The 17022-nt window shown below is 46.0% G+C and carries 16 protein-coding genes; 6 read left to right on the top strand and 10 right to left on the bottom strand.

Annotated features, from left to right (window positions below; translation table 11 throughout):
* Positions 1-148 precede the first annotated feature (148 nt).
* On the bottom strand, positions 149-2140 hold the full coding sequence (gene mdoH, locus GVO63_RS16650) for a glucans biosynthesis glucosyltransferase MdoH (RefSeq protein WP_159491695.1): 1992 nt from the start codon (positions 2138-2140) through the stop codon (positions 149-151).
* The gene (locus GVO63_RS16645; protein WP_159581364.1) at positions 2121-3752 is read right to left on the bottom strand and encodes a glucan biosynthesis protein G; all 1632 of its coding nucleotides are present in this window, start codon (positions 3750-3752) and stop codon (positions 2121-2123) included. The genes mdoH and GVO63_RS16645 overlap by 20 nt, the downstream gene beginning before the upstream one ends.
* 769 nt (positions 3753-4521) lie before the next feature.
* Between GVO63_RS16645 and GVO63_RS16640 the strand changes: the two genes are divergently transcribed.
* Positions 4522-5076 (top strand): outer membrane beta-barrel protein, encoded by a 555-nt coding sequence (locus GVO63_RS16640; RefSeq protein WP_159581362.1) that lies wholly within the window; start codon positions 4522-4524, stop codon positions 5074-5076.
* A 53-nt stretch (positions 5077-5129) separates the two neighbouring features.
* On the opposite strand, the gene GVO63_RS16635 is transcribed toward GVO63_RS16640, so the two are convergent.
* Genes GVO63_RS16635 through GVO63_RS16620 form a run of 4 tightly spaced genes read right to left on the bottom strand, consistent with a single transcriptional unit; the run spans position 5130 to position 8937 of the window.
* On the bottom strand, positions 5130-5363 hold the full coding sequence (locus tag GVO63_RS16635; protein ID WP_159491701.1) for a YheU family protein: 234 nt from the start codon (positions 5361-5363) through the stop codon (positions 5130-5132).
* A gap of 56 nt (positions 5364-5419) precedes the next feature.
* Positions 5420-6454: a hydrolase gene (locus GVO63_RS16630; RefSeq protein ID WP_159581360.1), complete on the bottom strand. Its 1035-nt coding sequence runs from the start codon at positions 6452-6454 to the stop codon at positions 5420-5422.
* Positions 6455-6473: 19 nt separating this feature from the next.
* On the bottom strand, positions 6474-6983 hold the full coding sequence (locus tag GVO63_RS16625) for a TIGR02444 family protein (RefSeq protein ID WP_236552186.1): 510 nt from the start codon (positions 6981-6983) through the stop codon (positions 6474-6476).
* Positions 6964-8937, bottom strand: coding sequence for an ATP-binding cassette domain-containing protein (locus GVO63_RS16620; RefSeq protein ID WP_159491705.1), 1974 nt, complete (start codon positions 8935-8937; stop codon positions 6964-6966). The genes GVO63_RS16625 and GVO63_RS16620 overlap by 20 nt, the downstream gene beginning before the upstream one ends.
* A gap of 118 nt (positions 8938-9055) precedes the next feature.
* Here GVO63_RS16620 and GVO63_RS16615 point away from each other — a divergent pair, with 118 nt between their 5' ends.
* Together GVO63_RS16615 and GVO63_RS16610 are read left to right on the top strand one after the other, a co-directional pair.
* The gene (locus tag GVO63_RS16615) at positions 9056-9262 is read left to right on the top strand and encodes a YheV family putative zinc ribbon protein (RefSeq protein WP_159491707.1); all 207 of its coding nucleotides are present in this window, start codon (positions 9056-9058) and stop codon (positions 9260-9262) included.
* A gap of 178 nt (positions 9263-9440) precedes the next feature.
* The gene (locus GVO63_RS16610) at positions 9441-10541 is read left to right on the top strand and encodes a DUF748 domain-containing protein (RefSeq protein ID WP_159581358.1); all 1101 of its coding nucleotides are present in this window, start codon (positions 9441-9443) and stop codon (positions 10539-10541) included.
* A 65-nt stretch (positions 10542-10606) separates the two neighbouring features.
* Here the strand turns inward: GVO63_RS16610 and GVO63_RS19540 are convergent, their stop codons facing one another.
* From GVO63_RS19540 to GVO63_RS16600, 3 genes are all read right to left on the bottom strand, one after another.
* On the bottom strand, positions 10607-10765 hold the full coding sequence (locus GVO63_RS19540; protein WP_201281924.1) for a hypothetical protein: 159 nt from the start codon (positions 10763-10765) through the stop codon (positions 10607-10609).
* Between the two features lie 240 nt (positions 10766-11005).
* On the bottom strand, positions 11006-11254 hold the full coding sequence (locus GVO63_RS16605) for a SlyX family protein (RefSeq protein WP_159581356.1): 249 nt from the start codon (positions 11252-11254) through the stop codon (positions 11006-11008).
* 9 nt (positions 11255-11263) lie between these two features.
* Positions 11264-12196 carry a WD40 repeat domain-containing protein gene (locus GVO63_RS16600; RefSeq protein ID WP_159491877.1) on the bottom strand — a complete coding sequence of 311 codons (933 nt, stop codon included), beginning with the start codon at positions 12194-12196 and terminating at the stop codon, positions 11264-11266.
* Positions 12197-12393: 197 nt separating this feature from the next.
* Here GVO63_RS16600 and fkpA point away from each other — a divergent pair, with 197 nt between their 5' ends.
* Entirely contained in the window at positions 12394-13179 is a 786-nt protein-coding gene (gene fkpA, locus GVO63_RS16595; protein ID WP_159491879.1) for an FKBP-type peptidyl-prolyl cis-trans isomerase, read from the top strand.
* A 264-nt stretch (positions 13180-13443) separates the two neighbouring features.
* Here the strand turns inward: fkpA and GVO63_RS16590 are convergent, their stop codons facing one another.
* Positions 13444-13713 carry a hypothetical protein gene (locus GVO63_RS16590; RefSeq protein ID WP_201281923.1) on the bottom strand — a complete coding sequence of 90 codons (270 nt, stop codon included), beginning with the start codon at positions 13711-13713 and terminating at the stop codon, positions 13444-13446.
* Positions 13714-13887: 174 nt separating this feature from the next.
* On the opposite strand from GVO63_RS16590, the gene greB reads away from it, so the two are divergent.
* Positions 13888-14373, top strand: coding sequence for a transcription elongation factor GreB (gene greB, locus GVO63_RS16585; RefSeq protein WP_159491715.1), 486 nt, complete (start codon positions 13888-13890; stop codon positions 14371-14373).
* A gap of 177 nt (positions 14374-14550) precedes the next feature.
* Positions 14551-16926 (top strand): Tex family protein, encoded by a 2376-nt coding sequence (locus GVO63_RS16580; protein WP_159581354.1) that lies wholly within the window; start codon positions 14551-14553, stop codon positions 16924-16926.
* Positions 16927-17022 lie beyond the last annotated feature (96 nt).

Raw genomic sequence — 17022 nt, 5'->3', positions numbered from 1 at the left:
CGGCAACACGCCGCGATTACGAACATTTTAACTCTCGCTGAGTGGGTAATTATCTATGCGGACTGGTATAACGTACGAATAAAAAAGCGCCGTTCAAAGAAAAACCGCACATGATGTGCGGTTTTTTAATGCGTGTCTTTTTCTTCATCTAAAGCGCGTTATTCGGAAGTTGGTAACGCATAGGTAGAGGTTTTTCGCTAAGCGCCTGCACTGGCATACTTTGCCACGTATTCTCGGGTAGTGCAGGAATTTCTGCTTTATGTTGTGAAATAGCAAAGTAACCCATTGCAACGCGTAAACGCTTAAGCGCTTTACACTCATTGACTTCTTGGTCGATGACAAATACGCCCCATTTGCGCATAACCACACCCAGCGTATTGCTGCTTGTTAAACGAATAACAGGCGCTGCCAGTACCATTCCAACTAGCACAGGAAGCAACCACATAAATAGCGACGGTGTGAAGTAGAATGTTGTTACCCCCCATGCTACGGCAAGACAACTCATAATTTGTGTATGCTTGATAGCGACGCTCCATGGTACCTTGCGCCCTTCGCGCTCTTGCGCTTCCCATTTAACAGAATGACCAACAAAAACACTAATGACAAAGTAGCTGTGATAAAACATCATAAGCGGCGCTATAAGCACAGCCATAGCGAGCTCTACTATTGCACCTTTTAGAAGTGACCACGCACCACCAAATTCACCTCGACGCTTAATTAGCGCTAATGCAATACCTAATAGTTTCGGTAAGAAGAGTAGCGCTGCTGTTCCCCACATGGTCACCATCATCATATCTTGGCGCGCTACCTGCCAACTAGGGAATAGCTGATATTCAGACACGAAGAACTCTGGCACTGAAGTGGCGCGTATTAGCGCATCTGCGGTGCCTAGTGCCAACATACAGAACAGTATGAGTGAAGAAATGTACGCAAACGCACCGAATAAAAAGTGCAGTCGGTTTGCCATTTTAAGGCCTTTTACATTTAATAAACCCAGGTGTTGAATATTGCCCTGGACCCAGCGGCGATCGCGAATGGCATAATCGACGATATTACTTGGTACTTCTTCGTAACTGCCTGTGGTGTCAGTCAGTAAATAAGCCTGCCAGCCAGCACGACGCAATAATGCTGCCTCTACAAAGTCATGGCTTAGTATTTCACCACCAAAGGGGGCGCGGCCTTCAAGAGTAGGAAGCCCGCAGTGCTGCATAAAAGGGGCGATACGAATGATGGCATTATGACCCCAATAGTTAGCGCTGTCGGTTTGCCAAAACGACAACCCAGTCGCCAACATTGGGCTGTATAAATGGGCAGCAAACTGCACAAAACGACCAAAGAAGGTGTGTTGGCGCACGGGCATGGGAATAGTCTGAACTAATGCCGTATCCGGATTCTGCTCAATACGACGCGCCAAGTCCTGCATGCGCTCCTTGCTCATGACGCTATCGGCATCTAGTACAATCATTGACTCGTAGTTGGCGCCCCAGCGTTCACAAAACTCTTTTAGGTTACCCACTTTTCTATGCAGATTTTGCTCGCGGCGACGATAAAATACTTGGCTTGAGAATGCACCCAAGCGTTTCTTTAAACGAGTGAAAGCACGAAGTTCAGCGTCAGCTTTTTCCATATCGCGAGTATCGCTGAGCATGAAAAAATCAAAATTCGCCTTGTTTTTACTTTCCATCAACTCGCGAATACAGGCCTCAAAACCGACCATTATTCGGCGGGTATCTTCATTATATACCGGCATAACGATGGCATGTTTCTGCGTAAGTGGCGTGTCGGCGTCCGGTTGAACTTGCTGTTTACGCAAGCTCAGTGGATCGATATTGAAAAGCTGTAAAAAGAAGCCAATTATGCCTGTCCAAAATGCCATACATAGCCAAGCAAATAAGGTTAACCCCAACCCTAACTGCGCAATTTCCAGGTTAGTGAGACCATTAGGTAAAAATATTTCGTATAAACTCCAACCGGCTAGAGCCGTACTTGGAATCACTAGCATTGCCATGATAAACAAACGCATATGCTCTCCTTTTAAGATGAAATGCGACCGACATTTTGCGCCGTCACTTTTAACTTGAGGCACGGCTTTAGCCTCGACTGATGATAAATTCACGTGGTTATTTTGGTTGATAGACATAGTTCCAAACCTCACTCACACGTTTACCGTCTTGTTCAATGTAAGCTCGCATATCCACCGTCTGTTTCTCTTTGGGCTTAACGAAGAAAGTAGCGCGCCATTCTTGACCATCAGCGACCGGATAAAGACGCTGTTTCGAGATCGTGCCGTTGGTGCCGTGCACGACAAGTTTTGTCGATGCGTTGTCAAAAGAAATGGCAGAAGGTGCACTGAAGTCCACACTAAACTGTCGTGTCGTATTCAGGCTTTCGTTTTTAAACTCGTCGCCCGGTAACACGGCTTTACCTTGGCGGGTGCGCACCACGGACGCGAGCTCACTAACAAAAGGGTTTTGCTCTACCGTTTTAAGTTCATAAGCAAAGTACAGCGACTCGCCTGATTTAAACGGCTTTTCAGGTGTCCAAAACGCCACTATGTTGTCGTGAATTTCAGATTTAGTGGGTATTTCGACGACTTCTAAACGGCCTTGTTCAAACCCTGACTGAGGGGTTACCCAAAGCCCCGGGCGTATATGGTAGTTAGCTTCTGCATCAAGATAATTATCCCACTCACCGTCGCGCTGAAGCATGCCGAAACCTTTTGGACTTGCATCACTGAGCGAGGTAACTTGAAGACGGGCTGGATTAGTAAGTGGACGCCATATTTCTTCATCTGCATGAGTAACCATAAGCACACCATCACTGTCATGTACTTCAGGGCGATAGTCATCGTGACGTTTTTCAGTATTTTCTCCATACAAGAACATACTGGTAAACGGGGCAATGCCTAGCTTATTTACATCGTCTCTTGCAAATAACCAGCTTTCGACGTTTACGCTGGTATCGATATCCGGCTGAATCACAAATTTATACGCGCCAGCGACAGAGGGGCTTTCAAGGCGTGCATAAATAGTAATAGGCTCGCCTTCGCCAGGCTCAATAACCCAAAACTCTGTAAAATGAGGAAACTCCTCGCCTTTTGCTAACGCGGTATCTATCGCTAGACCGCGCGCTGAAATACCATAGACCTGATTTTTACCCACCAGGCGAAAATATGATGCGCCAAGGAACACAGCGAATTCATCCTTGTACTCTTTATTCTTAATGGGGTAATGGACCCGAAAACCGGCATAGCCCGATTTTTCGTTGGTCAATCCAGCCAAAGGCGATGCTGACCCATCGTAATTAAACATATCGCTGTTAAACGCTAAGCGCTCAGGCTTGTTGCTCTCATCAATGGTATGAATAGTTACCGGGTACTCGTAGAGAAAACCCGGGTGAAAAAACTGCAATTCATAATCGTTTTCGCCCCGCCAAAGGCTTTGTTCAGGCTTGAAGCGAATAGAGCGATAGGTTGTGTAGTCAATCTCTTTGAGTTTACTGTCTAACCCGTGATCGTCTTGCTCATAGCTTTGCGTTGCAGAGTCGCGCGCAGCATCAATAATTGACTGCAGAACCGGGGATTTTCTCTGAGGTTGATTACTATCATTCACCTCAATTGCCATGGCTGGCTGAAAACTAACAAGGGCGATAACGCTGGTCATCGCTAAAAGAATACGAGATAGCATATGTTTACGTGGCTGCTTTTCGCTCTCTTGTGAAACTAGACTGAAAAATAAAACTGGCTTAGCCATTTGTCCTCTCCTTTTGAAAACAATGGTTATCCAGGTGATGATGAACAGACCTGTGTTTTGTCGCTTCACAACTGACAAACGCACAAAACAGCGATGGTAACTTCTGCGCATACTGAGAAAGGTGCTCTATTCCTTTCCTTTCCACCTTCGTGACTCTCTATTTTTGCAATCACGAACTCCGTGCCGAAATGGCAAAGGTGAATATTGGATAACTCGTAGGCACACCAGCAAAAGCCGTTCCAATACGAGAAAGGGCGCAGCAAAAGTCTATTTTTATGATTACTTACAATAATTTGCGTTATATCTAATTTAACAGCAGGGCCAATTAAAGGTGTGTAAGAACATCCAACCGCCTAACCAAAAGGATAAGTGTTGTTTTTTAGAGACAGTTTCTCATGCCAACTTGTACATAGGGTGTACAACCTTTTTGCTTTCTCACATAAATCGCCCCAGAGCAGCGTGTAAGCACAATGAAATTTATCATTACTAATTAATTACTTATGCGAGTTTAAGTTGAAGATGGCGCAACAAGTCGCTGCAGTTGGCAAACCCTTTGCAGAACCCTTTCATGAAATTATCTTGATAAACAAATCTGACACGGTTTTTTTATCAACGATTTCGTTATGGATACAGGAACGATGTCACGAAAGGTTTTTTACACTTTTGTGCTCATCAGCCCGGCAGCTCGCTCCGTGCTTCTTTTGAAACACGTGCCAGAACACACTTTTTATCTTTAACCGAGCTGCTGAAAATTTTAAGGAGCTATTACATGCGTAAATCAATCACACTTATCACAGCAGCGCTGGCTGCAGCGACACTTCCTCTTTCGGCCATGGCAGATAAACCAGACTGGCGCTATGTAGAAGGCGGTTATACTAAGATGGACTTCGATAACAATGAGTCATTCGAACCGGATGGGTTGACCGTTAACGGTAAGTACCTTTTAAACACCAACTGGTACTTGAACGGTGAGTATAGCTTCTTTGAAGAAGGTAACTTTGACTTTGATATGCTGACACTTGGCGCAGGCTATCGACTCCCCGTTAACGCCAACACAGATGCGTACTTTGGCGCGAATTTAGAGCGCATTGACGGTGACGTGAATGATGAAACAGGCTACAGCATTAACGCCGGCCTTCGTTCGATGATCACAGAGCAAGTAGAGCTTGCTGGTGAAGTCGGTTACTACGATGTAGATGACGGTGAAGCAACATTTAGAGTAGGCGCTAACTATTACATCACACCTCAATGGGCGGTAGGTGCAAATTACCGCATTATTGACGATTTAGACATCATGCAGGTTACTGCACGATACGCGTTTTAAACCTCCCTCTCCTCAGGAAGGTTGCCGGGTTGCTCGACCCGGCATTTTTGTGTCTACTCCACTTCATCACTGGCTTGTAATTCTTCCTTGCGTTTTATGTCTACGCTTTCATGAAGCTCTGAATACACAAGGACAGCTTCACCAGATTTGAGTCTATCTAGGACTTGCTGGACCTTAACGTCAAGAGAAACTTCCTCTTCACCATAGTCAGTCCCTTCTCGCAGTACAAAAGATTCGGCCAGGCTATATAGCGTATCGGCTTCCAGCGCATCGATGGGAACTATCATTTACACTCCTCGTTAAAAACAGCGATTGGGATTTAGAAAAATAAGGACGACCCGATTTAGCGCTTCACATAATGACAGGTCGCATTCACCGGCAGCGCTTCGCCGATAAAACGTTTTACGCGCTCATGCAGCCAGACCTTCGGATTTAAAATCGAGCCTTGCATGAACCCTACGTGCCCGCCTCGCTCACTGAGCTCTACCGTGACATTACGCGCAAGTTCTTCTTCTTTTGGCACAATGAGATGGTTCATAAATGGATCGTCAATACTGTGCAGAACTAACGTGGGGCAGTGAATAGCGCTTAAGAAGTGATAAGCGCTGCACTTCTCGTAATAGTCTTGCGCGTCAGCAAAACCGTGAAGGGGGGCCGTGATTTTTTCGTCAAACTGAGTAAAGCTTGTAATATCATCCACATCGCGTTTCGTCAGCTGTATTAGCTTGCGATAATCAATGTATTCCATTTTTTTGCGCAGCGTATCTTTCATACTGGTAAGTAGATATTTCTGATACACCCTTGAAAAACCTTGGTTAATCGACTTTGCACATTCGGAAAGTTTAAGCGGGGAAGAGATAGCGACAGCCGCCTTCAGCCATTTTTGCGCCGGATTTTCACCGAGCAACTTAAGCAACATATTTCCACCAAGGGAGAAGCCGATCGCCACCTTTGGAACCCGTGGGAATTTATCGTGCAGCCATTCTAAGAAAAAGCTTGGATCTTCGGTTTCACCGCTGTGATAGGCTCGGGCTTTAAGGTTCGGTACGCCGCTACAACCGCGATAATGCATCATCACCACCTGCCAGCCATTGACCGAAAGCTGTGCCATCATGTCGTTAGCATAATGCGACTTTATACTGCCCTCGAGACCGTGAAACATAACGACAATTCCTGACGTCTCTTGCGGCTTCGGCCCCCAAGCAACATCGACAAAATCATCATCAGGTAACGTTAACCGCTCCATGTGATAAGACAGGGGCAAACGCTTTTGAATAAAGCGCGGCCAAATAGTTTGCACGTGGCGGTTTTTGGCCCATCCCGCCACCTTAAAACTACTTTTTACAATTTTTCCATGCGAAAGCGCTGATTTACTCATTCTATATTCTTATTTTTTTTTAAGATAATTCTTTAATCACAAGGCTGACAAGACGACGCGCCTCTGCGTTATCACGAAGACCGTACGCATTGATAAGCGCGGCGACAGACGCATTAAATACCGTGCCTGTAAACGGCTGGGCGTGATCTAAACGCGCCACAGATTGTTTGTTAAAAGCAGCAACAATATCGCGCTGCTGTTGACGTTCAAGTTCGAGTTCCTCAGCTTTAAGCGCATCGTAAGTGGCTTTATCTGTGCCGTTGTCAGGGTGAGCCGCTTTGCGCTTTGCTCTATGAATCTGTAGCCTCGACTCCATTGATGCCGAAGCCTCGATGACCGCTTTGAGCTGGGGCAGGTTTATGATCACATTGTTCTGTAAACACCAGCCTACTAGCAAAAGCACATTAACATTAACCTGATGATTGTCCTGAAGCAAAATAGCCAGTGGCGCCATGTTTCCTTGAGTGTACCGGGATACACTGTAGGCCCAAAACGCACTAGGCTCGAGGTTAGGCTGTTGCATTGTCATACGCTTCTCGCTTTAGCTCAATTTGTTCTTGTGCGTCTAACCAGGCCATCTCTTCCTCTTCAAGCTGTTGCTTGAGCTGAGTTTGTTTATCGAGCAAAGCCATCAGCTCGGCTTTTTTATCATCGCTGTAAAGTGACGTATCACTTAAGGACATTTCCACTTCTGCAAGCGCTGCACTGCATTTTTCCATGGCTTTTTCGTATTTCTCTATGGCTTTTTTAAGAGGCGCAACACTTTGCCTGAACTCGGCCTCTCGACGCTTCTCTTCCTTACGATCTATTTTGCGTTCTGGCCTATTTTGCCCGCCAGTCTCTTGCTGCGCTGCCTTTTTGATATCGTTGTTAGCACTTTTAGCCTCGCTATTGGCTTTGGCTTTTTCTGCCGCTTGCTGCTTTAATATCCAGTCTCGGTAATCATCCAAATCACCCTTGAAGGGCTCTACCTCACCGCTATCCACTAAATAAAAGTCTTCGCATACCGATGAAAGTAGGAAACGGTCATGGGACACCAGTACCATAGCGCCCTCAAAGCCTTGAAGCGCAATATTCAATGCATGGCGCATCTCTAAATCTAAATGGTTGGTCGGTTCGTCAAGTAACAGCAAGTTTGGCTTTTGATACACAATTAATGCCAGTACAAGACGTGCTTTTTCGCCGCCCGACATAGGTGCTACCTCGGCTAATGCTTCATCACCGTTAAAACCAAAGCCGCCAAGATAATCGCGCAGCTGCTGTTCAGTGGCTTTCTCATCTATGCGCTGCAGATGCAACAGCGGCGTGGCATTCGCATCGAGCGTTTCTAATTGATGCTGCGCAAAGTAACCTATTTTAAGGCCCTTGGCGGTGTTAAAAATACCTTGCTTGGGCGCATGAACACCTGCAAGTAATTTAATCAGTGTAGATTTACCTTGCCCGTTGCGCCCTAGAAGCCCAATACGACTGCCTGGCACCAAATTCAGCTTTACCTGCTGCAGCACAATGTGGTCATCATACCCAAGCTGTATTTTCTCCATTTGCACAAGAGGATTCGGTAGTGCAGTAGGTGGAGCAAAAGAGAAACTAAATGGGCTTGCCATATGTGCGGGCAACAAGGTTTCCATTTTTTCCAACTGCTTAATGCGGCTTTGCGCCTGCTTTGCTTTACTCGCCTTCGCTTTAAATCGCGTAATAAACGAATTCAAGTGTGCTACTTTTTGCTGCTGCTTTTCATATTCCAGATTTTGCAGTCGAATACGCTCTGCACGCTGAGTTTCGTAGGCTGAGTAGTTGCCCGTGTAGGTGATCAGTTTTTGTTGCTCTACGCTAATAATCTGGCCAACTGTATTATCGATAAAAGCCTTATCGTGTGAAATCAACAAAAGCGTCCCCGTGTAACGCTGTAACCACTTTTCCAACCATATCACTGCATCTAAGTCTAAGTGGTTTGTTGGTTCATCCAGCAGCAAAAGATCTGAAGGACAAAGGAGCGCCTGTGCCAGATTTAAGCGCATGCGCCACCCACCCGAAAAATCAGTCACAGGTGCGCTTAACTGTGCGTTAGTAAACCCAAGGCCCGACAGGATGGTCGCAGCACGAGATTCCACATCATAAGCCCCAGCTTGCTCAAGTTGCCCGTGAATCTGACCTATTTTTACGCCATCACCGCTTTGTTCAGCGGCCTCTAATTGGGCCTGTAAATCACGTAAATGTTTGTCACCGTCCACGACATAATCTATCGCTGTTCTCGTGGTCGCTGGTGTTTCTTGTGCCACACTCACAATTCGCCAATCACTCGGTACGCTACAGTCACCTGCATCTACGCTCAACTCATTGCGCAAAAGCGCAAAGAGCGTGGATTTACCGCAACCATTACTGCCAATAAGCGCCACTTTATGGCCGGGAAAGACCTGTGCTGACGCGTCTTCTAGCAGCATTTTGCGACCGCGCAGTAACGATACGTTAGAAAGCTTTATCATGAGTAACCTGTGATGGAACAAACAAGGGCGCGTATAATATCAAAAACTTAAGGTAAAAGCTGATCAACGCATAGTATTTCACGGTATAATAAAGGCGTAATTTCTCAAAGGTGTATGTATGTCAAATCGTTTAAAACGCCGTTTTGTAGCTGGAGCAACCTGCCCTAAGTGCCAGGAGCAAGATACTATTTCGCTGTATTATGAAAATAATGTCGAAAAGTTAGAGTGCGTTGCGTGCGGCTACAATGAAGCCCAGACCGACGAGAAAGTAAGCGCTGCAACTCGCTCGAATGAAAACGTAATCGGTATCTTCAAACCTCACTAACGTTCTTACTCACTAGCCAGTAAATCTTACCGCTCAAACCTATTTGCGTGCGCTGCTAGGGCGCCACAGACGTGTCATTTTTCTTAGCACCGCCCGCCAGTAGCGGAATAACCACTGCCTGTCATCTCAATGCGCCTTGGGTATAGTTTTTGTATTCACAAGCTACAAGGAGTGAATTATGAAACACGTTAAAACGCGTATTGGGTATGTGCTAGGGGGATTACTTCTGTTGCTCATCGCCCTGCGTTTATATTTACCGTACGCCGCAGCAAATTACATTAATGCTACGCTAAGCCAATCTGATCAGTATGACGGTCGTGTGGGTGATGTAGACCTTATGCTATGGCGTGGTGCGTACAGTCTAGAATATGTCTTACTTTACAAAGCAAACGGCGAGGTCGATAAACCCCTATTTAAAGCTGATCATGTAGAATTTACGCTATCTTGGTCTCAGCTAATGAAAGGGGCTGCGGTAGGTCGGGTTGTCATAAACGCTCCTGAAATTAATTTTGTAGATGGCGATACTGAAGAATCGAGCCAATCGGGTAAAAATGAAAAATGGTTATCCATTGCCGACCAACTTTTCCCTCTACGGATAGATAAGCTTGCTATTAGCGATGGTAAAGTTGCTTTTCACAACCCCGATACGTCACCTGTTATTGATATTTCTATTCACGACATTCAGCTTGAAATAAATAACTTGGTTAATAGCGAACGCTTGTCTGATTCCCGCGTGGCCACCGCCAAAGCCACGGGGCAAACCGCCGAACAAGGTACCATTTCATTAAATGCCAAGCTCAATCCCGCCACGACAGCGCCCACATTTGACCTTGATATTCAGGCTGACAATGTTGGGCTGGTGAACTTTAAAAATCTCCTCGATACCTACGCGCCTTTTGATTTAGAAGCAGGCACGTTGACGCTAGCGGCAGAAATTGCAGCCGACGAAGGCAGGGTAAAAGGCTACATCAAACCGATTTTGCATAACGTTGAGGTCTTTTCGTGGAAAGGTGATATAGAGCGAGATGGCGACGGCTTAATCGAAGGCAGCATTGAGGCTATGTCTGCGTTTGTCACTGAACTTTTTGAAAATCAAAGTAAGGATCAAATTGCTACTCGTATTCCCATTAAAGGCCATTTGTCTAGCCTCGACATAGAAACTTGGGAAGCGTTTACCGCCATCTTAAAAAACGCATTTGTGCAGGCGCTTCAGGGGAACATCGAAAAAAGTATCGAGCTTGAACGGCTAGAAGAGGTCGAAAACACCGCTGAGAAATAACTAAAGCGGTATTCTCACTTAAGGCCAAGACCTAAAGGGTCAGCTCAGATAGCAGATAGGACCGATTAAATTGTACAACTATCACCGCAATCGTTAGCGCCATCGCGCATGCCTTCAATCTCTTGGCTTTCCTGTTTGTCTTTTTCAGCCTGTTTGTCGGCTACTGACTGCTCTAGTGATTCAAAGTCGATGCTGTCAAATGCATCCATATCAAAATCATTCATGGTTACTCTCCTTACAATTAAAAGTCACTCGCTAATATGGCGTCCACTCATTGGGGCGCGCAGTATAATTCAACGTAATAATACCAGTCCGCACAGATAATTACCCACTCAGCGAGAGTTAACAGGTTTGTAATCGCGGCGTGTTACCGCGGGTATAGTGGCGCTACATCAAGGTGACACAACAAAGGGTACGGAGATTTCAAACTCGCCCTTCGGGAAGGGCTAACTTCCGTGCCTACGTCAATAGTGGGGAGGCGGGGTTTCCTCAGATTGCTTAGCAATATTAGATGGCTCGATAGATTTAACACGGTCTATCACATGTCGCACCTTATAGGCCAAGTCATCAAGCTGCTGTTGTTGAGAAGACAATGCATCGTTCAACGCCTCTATAGTATGCTCTTGAAAGGCAACTTTCATCTGTAACTCTTCAATATAGCTATTGGCGCTATCTATTTGCTGCTGTAACTGCTCAGCGCTTTGTTCTGTCATGTATATTCTCTACCTTTCTCGTTGCCACTCTTCGGCAAGACCACTGCTGCTAATAGATATTATATTATCATTGGGAAGGAAGGCGACGCCATAAACAACTGCGGTAGGCGGTGAAATAGACGCTCTAGAGGCGACTTGAATAGCCTGGATTTGCTCTCCGCTTTTTAAATCCCATAGATAGACTTTTCTTGAGGGCGAGCCTGTTAGTAAGTACCTACCATCTTTTGAGAATTCCACATCCGTAAATATCTTTTGCCGAGACGCAAATTTTAGTGCCGTCACTGGATGACCTGTTTGCACGTCCCATACTTGAGATTTACTCTGGCTGTCAGCGGTAAAGGCAAAACGACCTTCATCGTCAAGCGCCACTTTGGTGACGCGGGTAGGATGGGTAAAGGTATGAATTATCTGACCGGTATCAGTGCTCCACAGGTACGCAATGTAGTCATTTCCTCCCGTAAGGGCATATTTTCCATTAGGCGAGATATCGATTGAATTTACTTTTTCTTGATGTCCAAAGAACTCCAGACGTCGAGAGGTACGAGGCTCAAAGTACATCACTTTGCCATTTGACCGGGCAACTAAGATACCGTTTCCATTATTAGTCACAGCAACATCTCGAATAGACGCTTCGTCAATTCGCCAAAAGCCCTCTGGCTCTCCCGTTTCTAAACTCCACAGAGCAAAAGCTTCACGATCGGCGGTGACCACATAGCGTTTATCCGCGCTAATATGAACCGACATCACCAAATTGTTGCCTTCACCTTGGTGGCTCCAGTGAAACAGTGGCTCACTTTGCCCTATCCGCCATACGTTGACGCCGTTATTTACGCCGGAAACTACGGCCAATGTACCGTCCGTTGAAATATCCGCTGCATAAGCCCCTTCTTCTACATGACGCCACTGCTGTATTGGCGTAGTATCGGGAATAGAGCATCCTATGGAATGACCAATAAGTACGATGAGTAACACTATTCTATGGAACATTTGAGGCCTAAACATAATCAAATGGGTTTCGCTTTGTAAACGCTAGGTTTAACATAGCATGGATCACGCATCTTTAACTATCGTGCACACTGCCTTAGATGCAGCAGTATAGACATAGACGCATGATGATAATAATTAATGGAGACGTTTTTATGCAGAAGTCGCTCGTTGCCTTATCGACCATCGCTGCGCTAGGCCTTTTCGCTTGCCAGCCAAATACATCTGATGAGGCCGCTTCTACAAGCGCTGATAGTGCAAAAACAACTGCTGTTTCAGCAGAAGAAATGACAGATACGCAAAAACAAGCTTACGCCATGGGCGCAAGCATGGGATTGTTTGTTAGCAACCGTGCAGAGCAACAAGAGCAACTTGGTCTAACACTCGATCAAGACGCGCTACAGCAAGGCTTTAAAGACGGTCTAAACGACACGCTTAAATTTACGCCAGAGCAAATTCAACAAATTGCGCAACAGGGCGAAGAAGTGCTGCGTGCCAAACAGCAAGAAATGGCTGCGCAAGCCGCTGAGAAAAACATTGAAGCTGGCCTTGCTTACCTCGAAGAAAACGGTAAGAAAGAAGGTGTCGTGACCACGGAGTCTGGTCTTCAGTACGAAGTACTTGAAGAAGGCGAAGGTGCAAGCCCAGAAGCGACAGACATGGTAAAAGTGCATTACCGTGGCACTTTGCTAGATGGTACCGAGTTCGATTCATCATACAAGCGTGGCGAGCCAGCGGAATTCCCGCTCAACCGCGTAATCGCGGGTTGGACTGAAGGCGTTCAGCTGATGAAAGAAGGCGCGAAATACCGCTTTCATATCCCATCAGAACTTGCTTATGGTGCGCGTTCAACGGGCGCAATCACGCCAAACTCAACGCTTATTTTTGACGTTGAGTTGCTAGAGGTAGTTAAGCCTGAAGCCGAAGCACCAGCCGAATAAGTTAGCGCTTCAAAAAAGAGAAAGCCGACGCATAGCGTCGGCTTTTTTGTTTTAGTGAGTCAGCGTGATCCTTGCTTACCTTTTCCCTACGAGCCAGTGGATTTTCACCACGCGCGTACCCAAATAGTAAAATGGGTTATTCAATATGCTTGGTGCCTCGAATTACACTTTTAAGCTTAGCCTAAGTTGCCAAAATTTCACGGCGTATATCCGCCTTTCTAGGAACAATTTAGACTTAAAACTCGCGGCTTAAAACTTCCAGTTTTAACGCTGGGGCGCTCGCCTTCTCTCAGTATGCACTTTAAATGTAGCAAAATGGTTTAACAACGACTGACCTACTTTGTACATGGCGCACCCTAAAATCAGGTACAGCACGGTTCGCAAGCTATTCAAGCGAACAACAATATCAAGCAAAGCGTACAACAATAACAACCCGCCGCTTAAAAACAGCATAAAACCAATGATAGTTCCGCTAATTTGGAGAGGTTCTTTTCCCGACCTCCGGCGGTCCAACACAGGTATCTCGTCACGCATTTGCGTTCCCCAGAAATTTGACAAATATATATACTGTGACATTAGTTAAAAGGTTTATGTTCAATAATTATTCAACACGCAATTTTTGTCACTTTTTCTAACCCTCAAAGATTGCGTTTTGCCTTAGTACCCACATAAAGTAGGGGTAATTAGCAGGAATACGTATAGAACATTGTGAAAACACCGCTTATCACTCGAAAAGGCTATCAAAAGCTCAAACAAGAATTGGATTTCTTGTGGCGTGAAGAAAGGCCAGAAATTACTCGTAAAGTAACGTGGGCAGCAAGCCTCGGGGACAGAAGCGAGAATGCCGATTATCAGTACAATAAAAAGAAGCTGCGTGAAATTGACCGACGCGTTCGCTACCTACGTAAGTGTCTAGAAAATCTAAAGGTTGTCGATTATGACCCTCAGCAAGAGGGAAAGGTTTTCTTTGGCGCTTGGGTAGAAATTGAGAACGAGGCCGGCAAAGTGATGGAGCTTCGCTTAGTGGGTTATGATGAGATCTTTGGCCGCAAGGACTACATTTCGATTGATTCTCCCATGGCCCGTGCGCTTCTTGGAAAAGAAGAAGACGATGAGTTTGTTGTTAAAACAGAATCCGGAGCGAAAGAATGGTGGATAAACCGAATTTGGTACGATGCGACAGACAAACTCTAGCCAATGACACACGCCACTTGTTTACCGATTTCGCCTCAATGATCAGACGACTTTCAATACACTGCAGTGATATACTCACTGCTCCTATTTCCACTACCGACGCTGTGTTCGTAAACCTTTCACACACCGTTTATTCGCCATTACCTTGCGCGAATTTTTAGCATCTTAGAGCGACTTATGATTATCAATAAAATTGCAGATGAACTTAGCGTTCAACCTTCGCAAGTAAATGCCGCCGTAAAACTTCTCGATGAAGGAGCTACCGTACCTTTTATTGCTCGCTATAGAAAAGAAGTAACCCAAGGTCTTGATGACACCCAGCTACGTACCCTAGAGCAACGCTTAACCTACTTACGCGAGCTGGAAGAGCGCAGAGATGTCATTCTCAAATCCATTGAAGAGCAAGGTAAGCTAACAGACGAGTTGAAAAACAGCATCGCCAACGCAGACAGTAAAACAACGCTAGAAGATTTGTACTTACCGTACAAACCGCGTCGTCGTACGAAAGGTCAAATTGCCATAGAAGCAGGCCTAGAACCGCTTGCAGATGCATTGTTCAATCACCCTGATACTGATGCTGAAAGTGCAGCAAGTGAGTACGTAAATGCAGACAATGGAATTGCGGATACCAAAGCGGCGCTAGAGGGCGCCCGCTACATATTGATGGAGCGCTTCGCTGAAGACGCAGCGTTACTTGCCAAAGTACGTCACTATCTCATTGAAAATGCGCATGTGAAAAGTACGGTTGCACCTGGTAAAGAGCAGGAAGCCGCGAAATACAAAGATTATTTCGAGCATAGCGAGAAGTATAAAACTGTGCCATCTCACCGTGCCTTGGCAATGTTTAGGGGCCGCAACGAGGGCATGCTTCACATACAGCTTGACGCAGACCCACAGTCAGAAGAAAAAGGTCCGTCACATTGCGAACATATCATTGCAAGTCACTACAACATCATGCACAGAGGCCGCGGCGCTGATGACTTTTTAGCTCAAGTTGTACAGTGGACCTGGAAAATCAAAATTGGTTTACACATGGAAACCGAGCTATTCAGTGCACTAAGAGAGCGCGCTGAAGAAGAGGCAATTGAAGTATTTGCTAAAAACTTAAACGACCTGCTAATGGCAGCGCCCGCTGGTGCAAAAACCACCATGGGCTTAGACCCGGGTTTGAGAACCGGCGTGAAAGTAGCAGTAGTAGACAGCACAGGTAAAGTGGTCGCAACCAACACCATCTTCCCGCACGCGCCACAAAATCAATGGGACAAATCGATCCGCACGCTCACCACGTTATGCAAACAATACAAGGTCGATTTAATCAGCATCGGTAACGGCACCGGCTCGCGCGAGACCGACAAACTCGTTGGCGAAATGCTCAAGAACAACAGCGAACTTACTGCTCAGAAAATTATGGTAAGTGAAGCAGGCGCATCGGTATATTCTGCCTCTGAGCTTGCATCAAAAGAATTGCCTGAACTTGACGTATCAATTCGCGGTGCGGTTTCAATTGCACGACGCTTACAAGATCCCCTTGCAGAATTAGTTAAAATTGAGCCTAAAGCCATTGGTGTGGGCCAGTATCAGCACGACGTAAGTCAAAGCCAGTTGGGTAAGTCGCTCGACCGCGTTATCGAAGACTGCGTGAATGCCGTGGGTGTAGATTTAAATACCGCATCTCCAGCGCTATTAAGTTACGTGTCTGGGCTAAACAAAACATTGGCTCACAATATTGTTAATTTCAGAGACACCTACGGTGCATTCCCTGATAGAAAAGCCCTATTGAAAGTCGAACGCTTAGGTCCAAAAGCCTTTGAGCAAGCCGCCGGCTTCTTACGCATTGTAAATGGCACAAACCCACTTGACGCTTCTGCGGTTCACCCGGAAGCTTACCCAGTGGTAGATAAAATCGTAGATACCACCGCGGTTGCAGTTAACGACATCATCGGCAACACCGAGCTTCTAAAAAGCCTGTCACCAGAGACATTTACTAGCGATGCTTTCGGTTTACCTACCGTAAAAGACATTCTAAAAGAGCTGGATAAACCAGGGCGCGACCCTCGTCCAGAGTTTAAAACAGCGGTATTTAAAGAGGGCGTTGAAACCATAAACGATCTTAAGCCCGGCATGATTTTAGAGGGCGTAGTGAGTAACGTTGCCAACTTTGGTGCCTTCGTTGATGTGGGTGTTCACCAAGATGGCTTAGTGCATATTTCGGCACTGACTAACAAATTTATCTCTGATCCCCGAGAGGTAGTGAAAGCAGGTGATATCGTTAAAGTAAAAGTGCTGGAAGTAGACGTACCGCGCAAGCGTATTTCCTTTACCATGCGATTAGACGATGCGCCTGGTCAGAACAGCAATGCTGGCGGTAAATCCGGTGCAGGTAAGGGCGCTAACCACCAAGGTCCAGGTAAAGCGCAAAACAAAGGGGCTGGGCGTGCCAACGCTAAAGCCAGCCCGCGTTCAAATCAGGGTGGTGGAAACCGCAACAGCCAGCCGCAAAACAGCGCCATGGGTAATGCTTTTGCCGATGCGTTTGCCAAAGCGAAGAAATAAACGTTGACCAAGGTTATATCAGTCCGCATAGATAATTATCTATGCGGATTGGTATTACGGATTGGTATTAATAGTTACGCAGTCTAAAAAAGGGCT

The sequence above is a fragment of the Alteromonas sp. KUL106 genome, assembly GCF_009811415.1.
Taxonomy (GTDB): Bacteria; Pseudomonadota; Gammaproteobacteria; order Enterobacterales; family Alteromonadaceae; genus Alteromonas.
Note: the sequence above shows the minus strand (reverse complement) of the source record. Positions and strands in the feature narration are given on the sequence as shown.